The organism is Flavobacterium sp. KACC 22761, assembly GCF_034058155.1.
In the GTDB taxonomy this organism is placed as follows: domain Bacteria; phylum Bacteroidota; class Bacteroidia; order Flavobacteriales; family Flavobacteriaceae; genus Flavobacterium.
Window position 1 is genome coordinate 2,694,664 of the sequence record NZ_CP139148.1, and the last position, 19,661, is coordinate 2,714,324.

General features: G+C 35.3%; 16 protein-coding genes and 4 tRNA genes. 19 read left to right on the forward strand and 1 reads right to left on the reverse strand.

The annotated features are described in order from the left end of the window. Window positions 1–184 precede the first annotated feature (184 nt). The 19 genes from SCB73_RS11675 to SCB73_RS11765 all read left to right on the forward strand — a co-directional run bounded on the left by SCB73_RS11675 (window position 185) and on the right by SCB73_RS11765 (window position 17,780). The gene (locus tag SCB73_RS11675) at window positions 185–1,075 is read left to right on the forward strand and encodes a ComEA family DNA-binding protein (RefSeq protein WP_320566424.1); all 891 of its coding nucleotides are present in this window, start codon (window positions 185–187) and stop codon (window positions 1,073–1,075) included. 14 nt (window positions 1,076–1,089) lie between these two features. Beyond that, the gene (locus tag SCB73_RS11680) at window positions 1,090–2,232 is read left to right on the forward strand and encodes an acyl-CoA dehydrogenase family protein (RefSeq protein ID WP_320566425.1); all 1,143 of its coding nucleotides are present in this window, start codon (window positions 1,090–1,092) and stop codon (window positions 2,230–2,232) included. Window positions 2,233–2,419: 187 nt separating this feature from the next. Continuing rightward, on the forward strand, window positions 2,420–2,614 hold the full coding sequence (rpsU, locus tag SCB73_RS11685; RefSeq protein WP_026730435.1) for a 30S ribosomal protein S21: 195 nt from the start codon (window positions 2,420–2,422) through the stop codon (window positions 2,612–2,614). Window positions 2,615–2,731: 117 nt separating this feature from the next. Next, window positions 2,732–3,625, forward strand: a complete 894-nt coding sequence (locus SCB73_RS11690) for a tyrosine-type recombinase/integrase (RefSeq protein WP_320566426.1) — start codon at window positions 2,732–2,734, stop codon at window positions 3,623–3,625. A 35-nt stretch (window positions 3,626–3,660) separates the two neighbouring features. Further along, the gene (gene hpf, locus SCB73_RS11695) at window positions 3,661–3,963 is read left to right on the forward strand and encodes a ribosome hibernation-promoting factor, HPF/YfiA family (RefSeq protein WP_132989543.1); all 303 of its coding nucleotides are present in this window, start codon (window positions 3,661–3,663) and stop codon (window positions 3,961–3,963) included. 91 nt (window positions 3,964–4,054) lie between these two features. Further along, a tRNA-Thr gene (locus SCB73_RS11700) sits at window positions 4,055–4,128 on the forward strand. A gap of 60 nt (window positions 4,129–4,188) precedes the next feature. Continuing rightward, window positions 4,189–4,269, forward strand: a tRNA-Tyr gene (locus SCB73_RS11705). An 87-nt stretch (window positions 4,270–4,356) separates the two neighbouring features. Next, window positions 4,357–4,428 (forward strand) — tRNA-Thr (locus SCB73_RS11710). Between the two features lie 55 nt (window positions 4,429–4,483). Next, window positions 4,484–5,671: an elongation factor Tu gene (tuf, locus tag SCB73_RS11715; protein WP_012024011.1), complete on the forward strand. Its 1,188-nt coding sequence runs from the start codon at window positions 4,484–4,486 to the stop codon at window positions 5,669–5,671. Between the two features lie 56 nt (window positions 5,672–5,727). After that, window positions 5,728–5,798: transfer RNA gene (locus tag SCB73_RS11720), tRNA-Trp, on the forward strand. Between the two features lie 18 nt (window positions 5,799–5,816). Further along, entirely contained in the window at window positions 5,817–6,014 is a 198-nt protein-coding gene (gene secE, locus SCB73_RS11725; protein ID WP_008466927.1) for a preprotein translocase subunit SecE, read from the forward strand. A gap of 10 nt (window positions 6,015–6,024) precedes the next feature. Beyond that, window positions 6,025–6,576: a transcription termination/antitermination protein NusG gene (gene nusG, locus SCB73_RS11730; protein ID WP_132989544.1), complete on the forward strand. Its 552-nt coding sequence runs from the start codon at window positions 6,025–6,027 to the stop codon at window positions 6,574–6,576. A 67-nt stretch (window positions 6,577–6,643) separates the two neighbouring features. Then, entirely contained in the window at window positions 6,644–7,081 is a 438-nt protein-coding gene (rplK, locus tag SCB73_RS11735) for a 50S ribosomal protein L11 (RefSeq protein ID WP_008466923.1), read from the forward strand. 13 nt (window positions 7,082–7,094) lie between these two features. Continuing rightward, a complete protein-coding gene (gene rplA / locus SCB73_RS11740) occupies window positions 7,095–7,784 on the forward strand; it encodes a 50S ribosomal protein L1 (protein WP_132989545.1) in 690 nt (229 codons plus the stop codon). Window positions 7,785–7,806: 22 nt separating this feature from the next. Next, on the forward strand, window positions 7,807–8,310 hold the full coding sequence (rplJ, locus tag SCB73_RS11745; RefSeq protein WP_012024014.1) for a 50S ribosomal protein L10: 504 nt from the start codon (window positions 7,807–7,809) through the stop codon (window positions 8,308–8,310). A 92-nt stretch (window positions 8,311–8,402) separates the two neighbouring features. Then, the gene (gene rplL, locus SCB73_RS11750) at window positions 8,403–8,774 is read left to right on the forward strand and encodes a 50S ribosomal protein L7/L12 (protein WP_320566427.1); all 372 of its coding nucleotides are present in this window, start codon (window positions 8,403–8,405) and stop codon (window positions 8,772–8,774) included. A gap of 266 nt (window positions 8,775–9,040) precedes the next feature. After that, entirely contained in the window at window positions 9,041–12,853 is a 3,813-nt protein-coding gene (gene rpoB / locus SCB73_RS11755; RefSeq protein ID WP_320566428.1) for a DNA-directed RNA polymerase subunit beta, read from the forward strand. Window positions 12,854–13,150: 297 nt separating this feature from the next. Beyond that, on the forward strand, window positions 13,151–17,458 hold the full coding sequence (rpoC, locus tag SCB73_RS11760) for a DNA-directed RNA polymerase subunit beta' (protein WP_320566429.1): 4,308 nt from the start codon (window positions 13,151–13,153) through the stop codon (window positions 17,456–17,458). A gap of 10 nt (window positions 17,459–17,468) precedes the next feature. Beyond that, window positions 17,469–17,780 (forward strand): DUF3467 domain-containing protein, encoded by a 312-nt coding sequence (locus SCB73_RS11765; protein WP_012024017.1) that lies wholly within the window; start codon window positions 17,469–17,471, stop codon window positions 17,778–17,780. 238 nt (window positions 17,781–18,018) lie between these two features. Here SCB73_RS11765 and SCB73_RS11770 read toward each other — a convergent pair whose 3' ends face one another. Continuing rightward, the gene (locus tag SCB73_RS11770) at window positions 18,019–19,611 is read right to left on the reverse strand and encodes a peptide chain release factor 3 (RefSeq protein WP_177210637.1); all 1,593 of its coding nucleotides are present in this window, start codon (window positions 19,609–19,611) and stop codon (window positions 18,019–18,021) included. Between the last annotated feature and the right edge of the window lie 50 nt (window positions 19,612–19,661).

Here is a 19,661-nt window from a genome sequence, read left to right on the forward strand (position 1 = left end):
TTAAGTTATAAAATGTTTAAAATATTCATAAAAGTCACAAGAAATAAGGTTTGGACCTTTGAATTTGTCAATCAAATTCGGTTAAAATTTTTGATTGTCTAATTTTTGGTTTAACATAATTTTAGTAAAATTCGTGTTAAATTTATTATTTTTGAAATTATATCATATATAAGAGTATAGCCTGATGAAGAATTATAAGCAACTAATTTCATATTTTAAATTTTCAAATCAACAACGTACAGGAATAGTGGGGCTTTTTGCAATTATAATTGTATTAGAGGTTTTATATTTCACTCTGGATTTCAATTCGGCAGAAAAATCTTTTCCCGAGAGAGAGCAATGGATGACACTTCAGTTAGAGGTTGATTCCCTTAAGATGATGAAAAATGAAAGAAAGCCAATACAATATTCTTTTAATCCCAATTTTATAACAGATTATAAAGGATACAAACTTGGAATGTCTGTGCAGGAAATTGATCGTTTGTTGGCATTCCGAAAAGAAAATAAATATGTGAATTCGGCTGAGGAATTTCAAGCTATTACTAAAATATCCGATTCCTTGCTGACCGCAATTTCTCCTTTGTTTAAATTTCCAGATTGGTCTCGCAATAAAACAAGCGTAAAAGCGGATAAAAAAGAATATGTACAGAAAACAGATTTCAAGAAAGAAAAGTTAGTTATACTTGATATTAATCAAGCTTCACAAGAAGATTTAATCAAAGTTTATGGTATTGGCGAAGCTTTATCTTCAAGAATCTTAAAACAAAAAGAAATCCTGGGTTGTTTTGTATCGATGGAACAGATGAACGACATTTGGGGATTGTCACCAGAAGTAATTGTCGAGTTGAATTCTCACTTTAAAGTTGTAATTCCGAAAGATTTGAAAAAAATCGCAATAAATGATGCATCACTAAAAGATTTATCGCAGTTTCCTTATTTCAAAAATGCTTTGGCAAAACAAATTATAACCCATCGAAGCATGAACGGAAATTTTGAGAATATTGAGGATTTGACAAAAATTAAAGGTTTTCCTGTTGAAAAAGCAAAAATAATTAGTTTATATTTGGAGTTCTAAAAAAACAGCCAACAATGAATTTTGATTACAACGAAACACAGTCAATGATTGCGCAATCTATAAAAGAGTTTGCAGAAAAAAACATTAGACCTAATATTATGGAGTGGGATGAAGCACAAATTTTTCCTATCCAGCTTTTCAAAAAATTAGGAGAAATGGGATTTATGGGCGTTTTGGTGCCAGAAGAATACGGTGGTTCCGGATTGGGATATCATGAATATATAACAGTTATCGAAGAAATTTCAAAAGTAGATCCGTCAATAGGTTTGTCTGTTGCCGCGCATAATTCATTATGTACAAATCATATTTTGACTTTTGGAAATGAAGAACAAAAGAAAAAGTGGCTTCCTAAATTAGCTACAGCAGAATTTATTGGGGCTTGGGGATTGACAGAACATAATACAGGCTCTGATGCGGGAGGTATGAATACCACAGCAGTAAAAGATGGTGACTTCTGGATTGTAAACGGAGCTAAAAATTTTATTACGCACGCTATTTCGGGAGATGTTGCCGTAGTTATAGTTCGCACAGGAGAAAAAGGCGATTCAAAAGGAATGACAGCATTTGTTTTTGAAAAAGGAATGCCAGGATTTTCATCAGGAAAAAAAGAAAACAAACTTGGAATGCGTGCCAGTGAAACTGCGGAATTGGTTTTTGATAATTGCCGCGTTCCAGATGCAAATAGGCTCGGTGAAGTAGGAGAAGGTTTTGTACAAGCGATGAAAATACTTGACGGTGGTCGAATCTCAATTGGTGCTTTGTCATTAGGAATTGCGAAAGGGGCTTATAATGCTGCTTTGAAATATTCAAAAGAAAGATATCAGTTTGGTCAGCCAATTAGTAATTTTCAAGGAATATCTTTTAAATTAGCCGATATGGCGACAGAAATTGAGGCGTCAGAATTGCTTTTGCATAAAGCCGCTTATTTAAAACAGCAACATAAACCGGTGACTACATCAGGAGCCATGGCTAAAATGTATGCTTCTGAAGCTTGCGTTAAAATCGCAAATGATGCCGTTCAGATCCATGGAGGTTATGGTTACACCAAAGATTTTCCGGTCGAGAAATTCTATAGAGATTCTAAACTTTGTACGATAGGTGAAGGAACAACAGAAATTCAAAAACTTGTTATCTCTAGAAATTTGTTAAAAGAATAATAGTGTTTTGGGCGGGCTTTTCACTGCAATCTTTTTGTTTTTAAAGAAAAAACAAAAAGGATTTCCGTTGCAATCCCTCACGCATAAGGGCGAAATGGAGTTTATGAAAAATAATTTACAATTTATAACTCATAATTCATAATTAATATTTACATTTGCAGCCTTAACGAGAGGAGGTGTCTATATTATGTTAATTATACCAATTAAAGACGGAGAAAATATCGATAGAGCATTAAAGCGCTATAAAAGAAAATTTGATAAAACAGGAACTGTTCGTCAATTAAGAGCACGTACTGCTTTTATTAAGCCTTCTGTTATCAAAAGAGCTCAAATTCAAAAAGCTGCTTACATCCAAGGCTTGAAAGATAGTTTAGAGAGTTAGTATTTAGCTTTTGCAAAATAATTACCGTTAGTTGTCAAAAATTTTGACACTAACGGTTTTTTTATGTTTAATTTTGAAATAAGTCTAAAATCATTATCGGCAAATAAAACGAATCTGATGAAATCAAATAAAGAAGCTTTTCGCGATTATCTTCAGTTGGAGAAAAAATATTCAATGCATACAGTTAATGCATATTTGAATGATATTTCGTTTTTTGAGGAATTTAATAAAATTAATTTTGAACAGGACGGCGTCGAAAATGTAAATTATAGCCAAATCAGAAGCTGGATTGTTTCTTTGGTTGATGACGGGATTTCAAATGTTTCTGTAAATAGAAAAATGGCTTCTTTAAAGTCGTTTTATAAATTTCTTTTAAAAGCAAAGCAAATCGATGTGAATCCCATGTTGAAGCATAAAGCTTTGAAAACTCCAAAAAATGTTCAAATTCCGTTTTCAGAAAAAGAACTAGGGGATTTGATGTCTGGAATTGATTCTCCTGTTGGCTTTGAGGAAGTCAGGGATAAATTGATTGTCGATTTATTTTATACAACAGGAATGCGTAGAGCAGAGCTGATACATTTAATGCTTCATAATGTGGATTTGTCTTCAAAAGTAATTAAGGTTTTAGGGAAAAGAAATAAAGAGCGCCTTATTCCGATTTTGCCTATAGTGGCTGATGAAGTGAGGGTGTATTTAAATGAGCGTTCTTCGGTAGAAAACATTCAGGATGAGGATTATTTTTTTATTTCAAAAAAAGGATTAAAATTGAGCGAATCTTTTGTGTATCGATTAATAAATTCTTACTTTAGTAGGGTCTCTGAAAAGGTGAAAAAAAGTCCGCATGTGCTTCGGCATACTTTTGCAACTCACTTATTAAATAATGGAGCAGATTTAAATTCAGTTAAGGAATTGTTAGGGCATTCAAGTTTGGCGTCAACGCAAGTATATACTCATAATAGTTTGGCGGAGCTTAAAAAGACATATAATGATGCACATCCTCGAAACAAATAATAATTTCTGAAATGTTTAACCCTAAAATTAGTATTATGAAGGTAGATGTTCATGCAGTTAACTTTACTGTTGACAGAAAATTGGTGGATTTTATTCAAGAAAGAATGGATAAGTTAGAAAAATACTACGATCGAATAGTGTCGTCAGACGTTTTTTTAAAAGTGGAAAGAACAAGTGATAAGGAGAATAAAGCGGTGGAGATAAAGATCAATGTTCCGGGAGATGATTTTTTGGTAAAAAAGCAGTGTAAAACATTTGAAGAAGCGGTAGAGCTTTCAGCAGAATCATTAGAACGTTTGCTAGTAAAAAGGAAAGAAAAAATAAGAGCGCACATATAATTGAAATTTTTTTTCAAAAAATGTTTTGATTAAAAGATAAAATAGCTACATTTGCAGTCCGTTAGAAATAGCGGACTTTTTTAATGCATTCGCCGATGTAGCTCAGCTGGCTAGAGCAGCTGATTTGTAATCAGCAGGTCGTGGGTTCGAGTCCCTCTATCGGCTCAGAAAATTTCAAATGCGATTTGAAATTTGGTTCTTTAAAATAATGAAATTTTAAAATTAGGGGAGATACTCAAGCGGCCAACGAGGGCAGACTGTAAATCTGCTGTGTGAACTTCGCAGGTTCGAATCCTGCTCTCCCCACAAAAAAGAAGTTTGGATTTTGAAATGAAGATTTTGGAGATTTTAAATCTGAAATCTAAAATCAAAAATCTAAAATCAGAACTCTCTGCCGGTGTAGCTCAGGGGTAGAGTGCTTCCTTGGTAAGGAAGAGGTCTCGGGTTCAAATCCCGACATTGGCTCAAGTAAGTAGGAAATTGAAAATTAATATATAACTAAGATTAAAAATTAAGTAAAATGGCAAAGGAGAATTTTAATCGTTCCAAACCGCACTTAAACATAGGTACAATTGGACACGTAGATCACGGAAAAACTACATTAACTGCTGCAATCACTAAAGTATTGTCAGATGCTGGTTACTGTCAAGCAAAATCGTTTGATCAAATCGATAACGCTCCAGAGGAGAAAGAAAGAGGTATTACTATTAATACATCACACGTAGAGTACGAAACAGCTAACCGTCACTACGCTCACGTTGACTGTCCAGGTCACGCGGATTACGTAAAGAACATGGTTACTGGTGCTGCTCAAATGGACGGTGCTATCTTAGTAGTTGCTGCTACAGATGGTCCAATGCCACAAACTCGTGAGCACATCCTTTTAGGACGTCAGGTAGGTATTCCAAGAATCGTTGTTTTCATGAACAAAGTGGATATGGTTGATGATGCTGAGTTGTTAGAGCTTGTTGAAATGGAAATTAGAGATTTATTATCTTTCTACGAATATGATGGAGATAATGGTCCTGTTGTTCAAGGTTCTGCTTTAGGAGGATTAAACAATGATCCAAACTGGGTACCTAAAATTATCGAATTAATGGAAGCTGTTGACAACTGGATCGAAGAGCCAGTACGTGACGTTGCTAAACCATTCTTGATGCCAGTTGAAGACGTATTTACAATTACAGGTCGTGGAACTGTTGCTACAGGTCGTATCGAAACTGGAGTTGCTAACACTGGAGATCCTGTTGAAATCATTGGTATGGGAGCTGAAAAATTAACTTCTACAATTACAGGAGTTGAGATGTTCCGTAAAATCCTTGATAGAGGTGAAGCTGGAGATAACGTAGGTTTATTGTTAAGAGGTATTGATAAAGCTGATATCAAAAGAGGTATGGTTATTATTAAGCCAGGTTCAGTAAAACCACACGCTAAATTCAAAGCTGAGGTTTATATCTTGAAAAAAGAAGAAGGTGGACGTCACACTCCATTCCACAATAACTACCGTCCACAGTTCTACGTACGTACAACTGACGTAACAGGAGTTATTTCTTTACCAGCAGGTGTAGAGATGGTAATGCCAGGTGATAACTTAACTATTGAGGTTGCTTTATTAAGCCCAATCGCTATGAACGTAGGTTTACGTTTCGCTATCCGTGAAGGTGGTAGAACAGTTGGTGCTGGTCAGGTTACTGAAATCGTAGAGTAATTCTATTAAAATAAATAAAAAAGCCAGTGATTATTTTTTAATCACTGGCTTTAATTACGGGCGTAGTTCAAGGGTAGAATAGCGGTCTCCAAAACCGTTGATGGGGGTTCGAATCCCTCCGCCCGTGCAATAAAAAATATATCAAATGACAAAAGTTACTAATTATTTATCAGAGGCTTTCGAGGAGTTAAAGTCAAATGTTACTTGGCCAGCTTGGGCTGAGGTTCAAAAATTGACAATTGTTGTGGCTGTATTTTCGATCTTATTTGCTTTGGCAACATGGGGAGTAGACGAATTTTTTGCAAAAGCTTTAGCTGGATTTTTTAACTGGTTAAAAGGATAATTTTTTTGTGATGGCAGATAATAATGTGAAAAAATGGTACGTAGTTAGAGCGGTTAGTGGTCAAGAGAATAAAGTGAAAGCTTACATCGAGACTGAGATTGCGAGATTAGGTATGGAAGATTATGTTTCTCAGGTTTTAGTTCCTACTGAAAAAGTAGTTACTGTAAAAGATGGGAAAAAATCATCTAAGGATAAAGTGTATTTTCCTGGATATGTTATGATTGAAGCTAATTTAGTTGGTGAGATCCCTCATATTATTAAGTCTATTACAAGTGTAATTGGTTTCTTAGGAGAAATTAAAGGGGGAGAACCTGTTCCTTTGAGATTGTCTGAGGTAAATCGTATGTTAGGAAAAGTAGATGAGTTAGCTGTAAATACAGATACTCGTTCAATTCCATTCAGCTTAGGTGAAACTGTAAAAGTGATCGATGGTCCTTTTAATGGTTTTAACGGAACGGTTGAAAAAATAAATGAAGAAAAGCGTAAACTTGAAGTAATGGTTAAGATTTTCGGAAGAAAAACTCCATTAGAATTGAGTTTTATGCAAGTTGAAAAAGTATAATTTTTTGTTACACTATAATAAACCATTGTAATCGCTTCCATTGATTACAGTGTTAAATTTTTTAAAAATGGCTAAAGAAATTAGTAAGGTAGTTAAACTACAAGTTAAGGGAGGTGCTGCGAATCCGTCGCCACCGGTTGGACCTGCTTTAGGAGCTGCTGGGGTAAACATCATGGAGTTTTGTAAGCAATTTAATGCTAGAACTCAAGATAAACCTGGCAAAATTTGTCCAGTGCAAATCACTGTGTACAAAGACAAATCATTTGATTTTGTTGTTAAGACTCCTCCAGCAGCAGTTCAGTTAATGGAAGCTGCAAAGCTAAAATCTGGTTCTGGTGAGCCTAATCGTAAAAAAGTAGCTAGCGTTACTTGGGAACAAATTAGAACTATTGCTGAAGACAAAATGCCAGACTTAAATGCTTTTACAATTGAAAAAGCAATGAGTATGGTTGCAGGAACAGCTAGATCTATGGGTATAACTGTATCAGGAGATGCTCCTTTTTAATTAAGAAAAAGACATGGCAAAATTAACAAAAAAGCAAAAAGAGGCTGCTTCAAAAATTGAAAAGAACAAATTATACTCTCTTAAGGATGCTGCTGCATTATTAAAAGTTGTTGCTTCTGCAAAATTTGATGAGTCTGTTGATATCGCAGTTCGTTTAGGTGTAGATCCTAGAAAAGCGAATCAAATGGTGAGAGGTGTAGTTACTTTACCTCATGGAACAGGAAAAGACGTTAAAGTATTAGCATTGGTTACTCCAGATAAAGAAGCTGAAGCAAGAGAAGCTGGAGCAGATCACGTTGGTCTTGACGATTACTTACAAAAAATTAAAGACGGTTGGACAGATGTTGATGTGATCATTACTATGCCTGCTGTTATGGGTAAATTAGGTCCATTAGGTCGTATTTTAGGACCTAGAGGTTTAATGCCAAACCCTAAAACAGGTACAGTAACTATGGATGTTGCTAAAGCTGTTCAAGAAGTTAAAGCTGGTAAAATTGACTTTAAAGTTGATAAAACTGGTATCGTTCACGCTGGAATTGGTAAAGTTTCTTTCGGAGCTGAGCAAATCGTTGAGAACGCACACGAAATTATTCAAACATTAATAAAACTTAAGCCAACTGCTGCTAAAGGTACATACATTAAAGGTATTCACCTTACAAGCACAATGAGTCCTGCTATCGCATTAGACCCAAAAGCAGTATAATTGGTAGTTAAAAATTTTTAGTATGACTAGAGAAGAAAAATCAATCGCGATTGAAAATTTAACTGCGCAGTTAGCTGGTACAAATATCATTTATATTTCTGATATTTCTGGTTTAAACGCAGAGACAACTTCAAACTTGCGTAGAGCTTGTTTTAAAGCAGGTATCAAATTAGAGGTTGTAAAGAACACTTTGCTTGCAAAAGCAATGGAAGCTTCTTCTAATGATTATGGTGATTTACCTACAGTTTTATCAGGTAACAGTGCTATATTTATTTCTGATGTTGCTAACGCACCTGGAAAAATTATCAAAGATTTCCGTAAGAAATCTGATAAACCAGTTTTAAAAGGAGCTTACATCAATTCTGAAGTATATATTGGTGACAACCAATTAGATGCATTAGCTACAATTAAATCTAAAGAAGAGCTTATCGGAGAAATCATTGGATTATTACAATCTCCAGCTCAAAGAATTATTTCTGCTTTACAAAACAAATTCGCAGGAAGCGAAGAAGAAGGAGCAGAGTAATTATCAATGTAAGAAAGTATTCTTTCTTACTGCTTAATTAGCGCACAATAATTAAATTATATTTTTACAAATCATTTTAAACGATAGAAAAAATGGCAGATTTGAAACAATTCGCAGAACAATTAGTTAACTTAACAGTTAAAGAAGTTAACGAATTAGCAACAATATTAAAAGACGAGTATGGTATCGAGCCTGCTGCTGCAGCTGTGGTAGTTGCTGCTGGTGGTGGAGAAGGTGCTGCTGAAGAAGCACAAACTGAATTTACAGTTGTATTGAAAGATGCTGGTGCATCTAAATTAGCAGTTGTGAAATTAGTAAAAGAACTTACAGGTTTAGGTCTTAAAGAAGCTAAAGATGTAGTTGACGGTGCACCAAGCAACGTTAAAGAAGGTGTTTCTAAAGAAGAGGCTGAAGGTCTTAAAAAATCTTTAGAAGAGGCTGGAGCTACTGTTGAGCTTAAATAATTAAACTCAGTTTAAGAACTAGGTTTAGGTCTTGAGTTAACACTCAAAGGCCTAAACCATTTTTCGTATAATAAAATATATCAATTTTATTATCCCATAGTTTAAAATACGAAAAAGTTTTTGATCAATACGAAGAAAGAAAATTAGACTTAATTTATAGAACTAATTTTTAAAGATGTATTGATTATAATAAGAAAGTATAGATTAAACAGTGTGTATTTACACAAAAATAAATTACTTTTTTTTAATCAAAATTTTGTCCATTGATGATAACAAATCAGACTGAAAGATTGAATTTTGCCTCTACAAAAAATATCCCTGATTATCCAGACTTTTTGGATGTTCAGGTTAAATCTTTTAAAGATTTCTTTCAATTAGAAACGAAATCTGACGAAAGAGGCAACGAAGGGTTATACAATACCTTCATGGAAAACTTCCCAATTACAGATACAAGAAATAACTTTGTATTGGAATTCCTAGATTATTTTGTTGACCCGCCACGTTATACAATTCAAGAATGTATAGAGAGAGGTCTTACTTATAGTGTGCCTTTAAAAGCTAGGTTAAAACTATACTGTACAGATCCAGAACACGAAGATTTTGAAACTATTGTACAAGATGTTTATCTTGGAACAATTCCTTACATGACTCCTAGTGGTACTTTTGTTATTAATGGTGCCGAGCGTGTTGTAGTATCTCAATTACACCGTTCTCCAGGGGTTTTCTTTGGACAGTCATTCCACGCAAATGGAACTAAACTTTATTCTGCCAGAGTAATTCCTTTTAAAGGTTCTTGGATAGAATTCTCTACTGATATTAACAGCGTAATGTACGCATATATCGATAGAAAGAAAAAATTACCTGTAACAACTTTATTCCGTGCTATCGGTTTCGAAAGAGATAAGGATATCCTTGAAATTTTCGACTTAGCTGAAGAAATTAAAGTTTCTAAAACAGGTATTAAGAAATATATTGGAAGAAGACTTGCTGCGCGTGTTTTGAACACTTGGCACGAGGATTTCGTAGATGAGGATACTGGAGAGGTAGTTTCTATCGAGCGTAACGAAATCATCCTTGATCGTGATACTATTATCGACAAAGATAATGTTGAAGAGATCATCGATTCTAACGTAAAATCTATTTTGTTGCACAAAGAGGATAACAATCAAGCAGATTATGCTATTATCCACAACACGTTACAAAAAGATCCAACTAACTCTGAAAAAGAAGCTGTAGAGCACATCTACCGTCAGTTGCGTAACGCTGAACCGCCTGATGAGGAAACTGCTCGTGGTATTATAGATAAATTGTTCTTCTCTGATCAACGTTATAACTTAGGTGAAGTTGGTCGTTACAGAATGAACAAAAAATTAGATTTAGATATTCCTATGGATAAGCAAGTGCTTACTAAAGAGGATATCATTACAATCGTTAAATATTTGATCGAATTGATCAACTCTAAAGCAGAGATTGATGATATCGATCACTTATCAAACCGTCGTGTTAGAACAGTTGGTGAACAATTGTCTCAACAATTCGGTGTTGGTTTGGCACGTATGGCTAGAACTATTCGTGAGAGAATGAACGTTAGAGATAACGAGGTGTTTACACCAATTGATTTGATTAATGCTAAAACATTATCATCAGTTATCAACTCTTTCTTTGGTACTAACCAGTTATCTCAATTTATGGATCAAACGAATCCATTAGCTGAGATTACGCACAAAAGAAGACTTTCTGCACTTGGACCAGGTGGACTTTCGAGAGAGAGAGCTGGTTTCGAGGTTCGTGACGTTCACTATACGCACTATGGTCGTTTATGTCCGATTGAAACTCCTGAGGGACCAAACATTGGTTTGATTTCATCTCTTGGTGTTTATGCAAAAGTAAACGGAATGGGATTCATTGAAACTCCATACCGTAAAGTAACAAATGGTGTTGTTGATTTAGAAAGCGCACCAATCTATTTAAGTGCTGAAGAAGAAGAAGGTAAAATGATTGCTCAAGCAAACATTGACATGGACGCTTCTGGTAAAATTACAGCTAGTAATGTTATTGCTCGTGAAGAGGGTGACTTCCCAGTTGTTGAACCAAGTTCAGTACATTATACAGACGTTGCTCCTAACCAGATCGCTTCGATTTCTGCATCTTTGATTCCTTTCTTGGAGCATGATGATGCGAACCGTGCGTTGATGGGATCAAACATGATGCGTCAGGCAGTTCCTTTGATCCGTCCTGAAGCACCGATTGTTGGTACAGGTTTAGAGCGTCAGGTAGCTTCTGACTCAAGAGTATTGATCAATGCTGAAGGGCATGGTACTGTTGAATACGTAGATGCTAACATCATTACTATTAAATACGATCGTACAGAAGACGAGAGAATGGTTAGTTTTGATGCTGATGAGAAAACGTACAATCTTATTAAATTTAGAAAAACCAATCAAGGTACAAGTATCAACTTGAAACCAATCGTAAGAAGAGGTGACAGAGTTGTTCCTGGTCAAGTATTGTCTGAAGGATATGCTACTCAAAATGGAGAATTAGCTTTAGGTAGAAACTTAAAAGTTGCGTTCATGCCATGGAAAGGGTATAACTTCGAGGATGCGATTGTAATTTCTGAAAAAGTAGTTCGTGATGATATTTTTACTTCTATCCACGTTGATGATTATTCATTAGAGGTTAGAGATACTAAGTTAGGAAATGAAGAGTTAACAAACGATATTCCTAACGTTTCTGAAGAAGCTACTAAAGATTTAGATGAAAACGGTATGATCAGAATTGGTGCAGAGGTTAAACCTGGCGACATTTTGATCGGAAAAATTACACCAAAAGGAGAATCAGATCCTACTCCAGAAGAGAAATTGCTTCGTGCAATCTTCGGGGATAAAGCTGGTGATGTAAAAGATGCTTCATTAAAAGCTTCTCCATCTTTACATGGTGTAGTTCTTGACAAAAAATTATTTGCAAGAGCCGTAAAAGATAAACGTAAACGTACTCAGGATAAAGATGCTTTAGGTGCTTTAGAAATGGAGTTCGAAACTAAATTTGTTGAATTAAAAGACAGATTAGTTGAGAAATTATTCTTGATCGTTAATGGAAAAACATCTCAAGGTGTAATGAATGATTTGGGTGAAGAAGTTTTACCAAAAGGTAAAAAATATACTCAAAAAATGCTTTACGCAGTAGAAGATTTCGCTCACTTAAGCAAAGGTCAATGGGTTGCTGATGATGCTACTAATAAAATGGTTAATGATTTGATTCATAACTATAAAATTAAGCTGAACGACTTACAAGGTGCTTTAAGAAGAGAGAAATTCACTATTACAGTTGGAGATGAGTTACCATCTGGAATCTTGAAATTGGCTAAAATCTATATCGCTAAAAAACGTAAGTTAAAAGTTGGTGATAAAATGGCGGGACGTCACGGTAACAAAGGTATTGTTGCTAGAATCGTTCGTCATGAAGATATGCCTTTCTTAGAAGATGGAACACCGGTAGATATCGTATTAAATCCACTTGGGGTACCTTCACGTATGAACATTGGTCAGATTTATGAGACTGTTCTTGGATGGGCTGGTATGAACTTGGGTAGAAAATTTGCTACTCCAATCTTCGACGGTGCTTCTCTTGACGAAATCAATGCTTTGACTGATGAGGCTAATGTACCACGTTTCGGACATACTTATCTTTATGATGGTGGAACTGGAGAGCGTTTTGCACAAAAAGCAACTGTGGGTGTAATTTACATGCTTAAATTAGGACACATGGTTGATGATAAGATGCACGCACGTTCTATCGGACCATACTCATTGATTACGCAACAGCCACTTGGAGGTAAGGCTCAATTTGGAGGTCAGCGTTTTGGAGAGATGGAGGTTTGGGCACTTGAGGCTTATGGAGCTTCTAGTACTTTACGTGAAATCTTAACTGTTAAGTCTGATGACGTTATTGGTAGAGCTAAAACTTACGAAGCTATCGTTAAGGGTGAAACTATGCCAGAACCAGGTTTACCAGAATCATTCAATGTATTAATGCACGAATTGAAAGGTCTAGGATTAGATCTTCGTTTGGAAGAATAATAATAAAAAATGTAGAGACGTGATTAATCGCGTCTCTATATTCGTATTTATAATAAGTTTTTAAAGATTTATACCCGTAACCCGTTCCGATTTTTTATAATAATGCGAGGCATTTTATAACTAGCACCTCAAATAAGAATTTGAGGTTTAGAGAAGTAACCCGAGGTAGTGTTTTTAGTCAAAAGCCAAAAGTCTTAAAGTCATAAAGCTCAGAAATGGCTTTCGACTTTCGACTTTCAAACTTTCGACTTCAATGAAATCAATTTTTTAATTGCAAATAAATCAATAGTAAAAACTATGATGAATAACAGAAACAATAAAGATAAGAATCCAGTAAAAAGATTTAACAAAATCTCTATTGGATTGGCTTCACCAGAATCTATCTTGAAAGAATCAAGAGGAGAGGTTTTAAAGCCAGAAACAATTAACTATAGAACTCACAAACCAGAGCGTGACGGACTTTTTTGCGAAAGAATCTTCGGACCAGTAAAAGATTTCGAATGTGCTTGTGGTAAGTATAAAAGAATTCGTTACAAAGGTATCATCTGTGACCGTTGTGGTGTTGAAGTTACAGAGAAAAAAGTACGTCGTGACAGAGTAGGACACATCAACCTTGTTGTGCCAATTGCTCATATATGGTATTTCCGTTCTCTTCCAAACAAAATTGGTTATATCCTTGGTCTTCCATCTAAGAAATTAGATATGATCATTTACTACGAAAGATACGTAGTAATCCAAGCTGGTATTGCTAAAAATGCAGATGGAGAATCTTTACAAAGATTAGATTTCTTAACTGAAGAAGAATATTTGAATATTTTAGATACTCTTCCGCAAGAAAACCAATATTTAGATGATTTAGATCCTAATAAATTTGTTGCCAAAATGGGAGCAGAATGTATTATGGATTTATTAGCTCGTATTGACTTAGATGCTTTATCTTATGAATTAAGACACAGCGCTAACAACGAGACTTCTAAACAAAGAAAAACTGAGGCTTTAAAAAGATTACAAGTTGTTGAGTCTTTCCGTGAGTCTAACGAAAACCGCGAAAACCGTCCAGAATGGATGATTATGAAAGTGGTTCCAGTTATCCCGCCAGAATTACGTCCGCTTGTGCCACTTGATGGAGGTCGTTTTGCAACTTCAGATTTGAACGACTTATACCGTCGTGTAATTATCCGTAACAACCGTTTGAAAAGATTAATGGAGATTAAAGCTCCAGAAGTTATCTTGAGAAACGAGAAACGTATGTTGCAAGAATCTGTAGATTCATTATTCGATAACACACGTAAAGCTTCTGCTGTTAAAACAGAATCAAACAGACCATTAAAATCATTATCTGACTCATTAAAAGGTAAGCAAGGACGTTTCCGTCAAAACTTACTTGGTAAACGTGTGGATTATTCTGCTCGTTCGGTAATTGTTGTTGGTCCAGAGTTAAAATTGTATGAGTGCGGATTGCCAAAAGATATGGCTTCTGAATTATACAAACCTTTCGTTATCCGTAAGTTGATCGAAAGAGGTATTGTAAAAACAGTAAAATCTGCTAAGAAAATCATTGACAAGAAAGAGCCTGTAGTTTGGGATATCCTTGAAAACGTAATTAAAGGACACCCAGTATTACTGAACCGTGCTCCTACTTTGCACAGACTTGGTATTCAGGCTTTCCAGCCAAAATTAATTGAAGGAAAAGCGATCCAGTTACACCCATTAGTATGTACGGCTTTCAACGCCGATTTCGATGGTGACCAGATGGCGGTTCACTTACCATTAGGACCAGAGGCTATTTTAGAGGCACAATTATTAATGTTGGCTTCTCACAATATCTTGAACCCTGCAAATGGTGCTCCAATTACTGTACCTTCTCAGGACATGGTCTTGGGTCTATACTATATGACCAAAGAACGTATTTCTACAGAAGATCACAAAATTATTGGTCAGGATTTAACTTTCTATTCTGCTGAAGAAGTAAACATTGCATTAAACGAAGGAAGATTAGAATTGAATGCTCGTGTGAAAATTAGAGCAAAAGATTTTAATGATAACGGAGAGTTAGTGTACAAAATCATCCAGACAACTGCTGGACGTGTGTTATTTAACGAAGTAGTACCTGAAGCAGCTGGATATATCAATGACGTATTGACTAAGAAAAACCTTAGAGATATTATCGGACACATTTTAAGTGTGACTGATGTACCTACAACGGCAGCCTTCTTGGATAATATGAAAGATATGGGTTATAAATTCGCATTTAGAGGAGGTTTATCATTCTCTTTAGGTGATATTAGAATTCCAGAACAAAAAACGAAGTTAATTGCAGATGCTAGAGAGCAAGTTGAAGGTATCTCAACTAACTATAACATGGGTCTTATCACAAATAACGAGCGTTACAACCAAGTTATTGACGTATGGACTTCAGCAAATGCTCAGTTGACAGAGTTAGCAATGAAAAATATTAGAGAAGACCAACAAGGTTTCAACTCTGTATATATGATGCTTGACTCTGGGGCGAGGGGTTCTAAGGAGCAGATTCGTCAGTTAACTGGTATGCGTGGTTTGATGGCTAAGCCTAAAAAATCTACTGCTGGTGGTGGTGAGATTATTGAAAACCCGATTCTTTCTAACTTTAAGGAAGGTCTTTCGATCCTTGAGTACTTCATTTCTACTCACGGTGCGCGTAAAGGTCTTGCGGATACGGCTCTTAAAACGGCCGATGCTGGTTACTTGACAAGAAGGCTTCATGACGTTTCTCAAGATGTTATTGTTAACATTGAAGACTGTGGAACTTTAAGAGGTGTTGAAGTTGCAGCATTGAAGAAAAATGAGGAAATCGTTGAATCTTTAGGAGAGAGAATCTTAGGACGTGTTGCATTACAAGACGTTATCAATCCTCTTACTAACGAAGTAATGGTTAAATCTGGAGAACAAATTACAGAATCAATTATGAGAACTATCGAAGCTTCTCCAATTGAGAAAGTAGAAGTTAGATCTCCATTAACTTGTGAAGCTTTAAAAGGTATTTGTGCGAAATGTTACGGTAGAAACTTAGCTACTGGTAAGATGACACAAAGAGGTGAAGCTGTCGGAGTTATTGCGGCTCAGTCTATTGGAGAGCCAGGTACACAGTTAACACTTCGTACGTTCCACGTTGGAGGGGTTGCTGGAGGTATCTCTGAAGAGTCTAGTATCGTTACAAGATTCGCAGGTAGACTTGAAATTGAAGATTTAAAAACAGTTAAAGGTGAAGATGGAGAAGGAAACTCTGTTGATATCGTAGTTTCACGTTCAACTGAATTAAAATTAGTTGACGAAAAAACTGGAATTGTTTTAAATACACATAACATTCCTTATGGATCTAGTATTTTTGTTAACGATGGAGATACTGTTGCTAAAGGAACTGTAATCTGTAAATGGGATCCATATAACGGTGTAATTGTTTCTGAGTTTACTGGTAAGATTGCTTACGAAGATTTAGAGCAAGGACAATCGTTCATGGTTGAGATCGATGAGCAGACTGGTTTCCAAGAAAAAGTAATTTCTGAGGCTAGAAACAAAAAATTAATCCCAACTTTATTAGTTTACGGTAAAGAAGGTGAATTGATTCGTTCTTACAACTTACCAGTAGGTGCACACTTAATGGTTGAAAACGGCGAGAAAATTAAAGCAGGTAAAGTATTAGTAAAAATCCCTCGTCGTTCTTCTAAAGCGGGCGATATCACGGGAGGTTTACCAAGAATTACTGAGCTTCTTGAGGCTCGTAACCCTTCAAACCCAGCGGTTGTATCTGAAATTGATGGAGTTGTATCTTTCGGTAAAATCAAAAGAGGTAACCGTGAGATTGTTATCGAGTCTAAATTTGGTGAGGTTAAAAAGTATTTAGTTAAACTTTCAAGCCAAATCTTAGTACAAGAGAATGACTTCGTAAGAGCGGGAGTTCCATTGTCTGATGGTGCAATTACACCAGATGATATCTTAAGAATTCAAGGGCCAGCTGCTGTTCAACAGTACTTGGTAAATGAAATTCAAGAGGTTTACCGTTTACAAGGGGTAAAAATTAATGACAAGCACTTTGAGGTAGTTATTCGTCAAATGATGCGTAAAGTAAGAGTTCAGGATCCAGGTGATACTTTATTCTTAGAAGACCAATTAATTCACACTAAAGATTTCATCGTTCAAAACGATAAATTATATGGTATGAAAGTGGTTGAGGATGCTGGAGATTCTTCAGTATTGAAACCAGGTCAGATTATTACGCCTCGTGAATTACGTGATGAAAACTCACTATTGAAGCGTACTGATAAAAATCTTGTTGTAGCAAGAGATGTAATCACTGCAACTGCAACGCCAGTTTTACAAGGTATTACAAGAGCTTCGTTACAAACTAAATCATTCATTTCTGCGGCTTCATTCCAGGAGACAACGAAAGTACTTAACGAAGCTGCAGTAGCTGGTAAAGTAGATGATTTAGAAGGATTAAAAGAAAATGTAATTGTTGGACACAGAATTCCTGCGGGAACTGGTATGAGAGAATACGATAACACAATCGTAGGATCTAAAGATGATTACAATGAAATGATGGCTAATAAAGAAGAATACATTTATTAATTAGGAAACTATGAGTAATCCGAAACAACAACAAGAGCAAATTAATATTGAGTTAGATGAAACTATTGCGGAAGGAATTTATTCTAATCTTGCGATTATCAACCACTCATCATCAGAGTTTGTTTTAGATTTTGTAAGCATTATGCCGGGTATTCCTAAAGCCAAGGTAAAGTCAAGAATTGTTTTGACGCCACAACATGCTAAAAGATTGTTAAGAGCAATAGGTGAAAACATCCACAGATTTGAGGCAGCTCATGGTGAAATCAAAGAAACGGAACAAGCGCCAATTCCGCTTAATTTTGGTCCTGCGGGACAAGCATAAATTTTAAAGCCCCATTTTTATGGGGCTTTTTTTTGCGTCAATCTAAATCATGTAGTTTATCCGATTTAATTTGTATTTCATCGACTAAATTTCTGCATAATTGAAGTTTGCAGTATTTTAGCAATTCCGAATTAGAAAAAATTTATATTAGAATAATAACTCAGTAAGGTTGTAATTAATTCAAATAAAAAAAGCGCTATAGTAATTTATAGCGCTTTTTTTATTTTTTTTAAGTAAATTAATCAAATTCAGATGTAAAATATAATTTCACAGTAGGATATTTACTTTGAGTCATTTGAATTGTAAAATCAGAATCGGCTAAAAATACCAATTGCCCGTATTTATCGTGAGCAAGGAATTTTTGTTTGATACGTTTAAATTCTTTGAATTCTTCGTTTTTAGCATCGTCCGGTTTTACCCAGCACGCTTTATGTACAGGAAAGTTTTCGTAAGTACATTTTGCTCCGTATTCGTGCTCTAAACGATATTGAATTACCTCATATTGAAGTGCTCCAACAGTTCCGATAACTTTACGATTATTCATTTCTAAAGTAAATAACTGCGCTACACCTTCATCCATTAACTGATCTACTCCTTTTTCTAATTGCTTAGCTTTCATCGGATCAGCATTATTAATGTATCTAAAGTGCTCTGGAGAGAAACTCGGAATTCCTTTAAAGCTCATGATTTCACCTTCTGTTAAAGTATCTCCAATTTTAAAGTTTCCTGTGTCATGCAAACCAACAATATCACCAGGATAAGAAATGTCTACAATTTCTTTTTTCTCAGCGAAAAAGGCATTTGGACTTGAGAATTTTAAATTTTTCTTCTGACGAACGTGGTAATAAGGCTTATTTCTTTCGAAAGTTCCAGAAACAATTTTGATAAAGGCTAAACGGTCACGATGTTTTGGATCCATATTAGCGTGGATTTTGAAAACAAATCCAGTCATTTTTTCTTCAGTAGGTTCAACTGTACGAGTTTCAGAATCTTTTGGTCTTGGAGATGGTGCAATTGTAATGAAACAATCTAATAATTCACGAACTCCAAAATTATTTAAGGCTGAACCGAAGAATACGGGCTGAATTTTTCCATCTAAATAATCCTGACGTTCAAATTTAGGATAGACTTCATCAATCAATTCTAATTCTTCACGAAGTTTGTTCGCTGCTTTTTCGCCTACAATTTTATCTAATTCAGGATTGTTCTGTACATCAGAAAAAGCAATTGTTTCTTCGATATTTTTACGACTGTCTCCGCTGAAAAGGTTAATATTTTCTTCCCATAAATTATAAATTCCTTGGAAATCGTAACCCATTCCGATAGGAAAACTTAGTGGTGTAACTTTCAATCCTAATTTTTGTTCTACTTCATCCATCAAATCAAAAGCATCTTTACCTTCACGATCTAATTTATTGATGAAAACAATCATCGGTATGTTACGCATTCTACAAACTGCAACCAGTTTTTCAGTTTGTTCCTCAACCCCTTTTGCAACGTCAATCACAACAATTACACTATCAACAGCGGTTAAAGTTCTAAAAGTATCTTCAGCAAAATCCTTGTGCCCAGGAGTATCAAGGATATTGATTTTTTTATCTTTATAATTAAAAGCAAGCACAGAAGTCGAAACCGAGATCCCTCTCTGACGCTCGATTTCCATAAAGTCACTCGTTGCTCCTTTTTTAATTTTGTTATTTTTTACAGCTCCAGCTTCCTGAATAGCCCCTCCAAACAACAGTAATTTTTCAGTTAAAGTTGTTTTACCGGCATCAGGGTGCGAGATAATTCCAAATGTTCTTCTGCGTTGTATTTCTTTTAAAAAGCTCATATTTCGTATAAATAGGTTGCAAAAGTACTATTAAATACGGCTTTATAAAA

What these genes read in the sequence shown, in the direction of transcription:
- SCB73_RS11770 (WP_177210637.1), bottom strand. Translation starts at nt 19,611, where the DNA reads ATGAGCTTTTTAAAAGAAATACAACGCAGAAGAACATTTGGAATTATC.
- rpsU (WP_026730435.1), top strand. Translation starts at nt 2,420, where the DNA reads ATGTTAATTATACCAATTAAAGACGGAGAAAATATCGATAGAGCATTA.
- SCB73_RS11765 (WP_012024017.1), top strand. Translation starts at nt 17,469, where the DNA reads ATGAGTAATCCGAAACAACAACAAGAGCAAATTAATATTGAGTTAGAT.
- rplK (WP_008466923.1), top strand. Translation starts at nt 6,644, where the DNA reads ATGGCTAAAGAAATTAGTAAGGTAGTTAAACTACAAGTTAAGGGAGGT.
- SCB73_RS11675 (WP_320566424.1), top strand. Translation starts at nt 185, where the DNA reads ATGAAGAATTATAAGCAACTAATTTCATATTTTAAATTTTCAAATCAA.
- secE (WP_008466927.1), top strand. Translation starts at nt 5,817, where the DNA reads ATGACAAAAGTTACTAATTATTTATCAGAGGCTTTCGAGGAGTTAAAG.
- SCB73_RS11690 (WP_320566426.1), top strand. Translation starts at nt 2,732, where the DNA reads ATGAAATCAAATAAAGAAGCTTTTCGCGATTATCTTCAGTTGGAGAAA.
- nusG (WP_132989544.1), top strand. Translation starts at nt 6,025, where the DNA reads ATGGCAGATAATAATGTGAAAAAATGGTACGTAGTTAGAGCGGTTAGT.
- SCB73_RS11680 (WP_320566425.1), top strand. Translation starts at nt 1,090, where the DNA reads ATGAATTTTGATTACAACGAAACACAGTCAATGATTGCGCAATCTATA.
- rplA (WP_132989545.1), top strand. Translation starts at nt 7,095, where the DNA reads ATGGCAAAATTAACAAAAAAGCAAAAAGAGGCTGCTTCAAAAATTGAA.
- hpf (WP_132989543.1), top strand. Translation starts at nt 3,661, where the DNA reads ATGAAGGTAGATGTTCATGCAGTTAACTTTACTGTTGACAGAAAATTG.
- rpoB (WP_320566428.1), top strand. Translation starts at nt 9,041, where the DNA reads ATGATAACAAATCAGACTGAAAGATTGAATTTTGCCTCTACAAAAAAT.
- rplL (WP_320566427.1), top strand. Translation starts at nt 8,403, where the DNA reads ATGGCAGATTTGAAACAATTCGCAGAACAATTAGTTAACTTAACAGTT.
- rpoC (WP_320566429.1), top strand. Translation starts at nt 13,151, where the DNA reads ATGATGAATAACAGAAACAATAAAGATAAGAATCCAGTAAAAAGATTT.
- rplJ (WP_012024014.1), top strand. Translation starts at nt 7,807, where the DNA reads ATGACTAGAGAAGAAAAATCAATCGCGATTGAAAATTTAACTGCGCAG.
- tuf (WP_012024011.1), top strand. Translation starts at nt 4,484, where the DNA reads ATGGCAAAGGAGAATTTTAATCGTTCCAAACCGCACTTAAACATAGGT.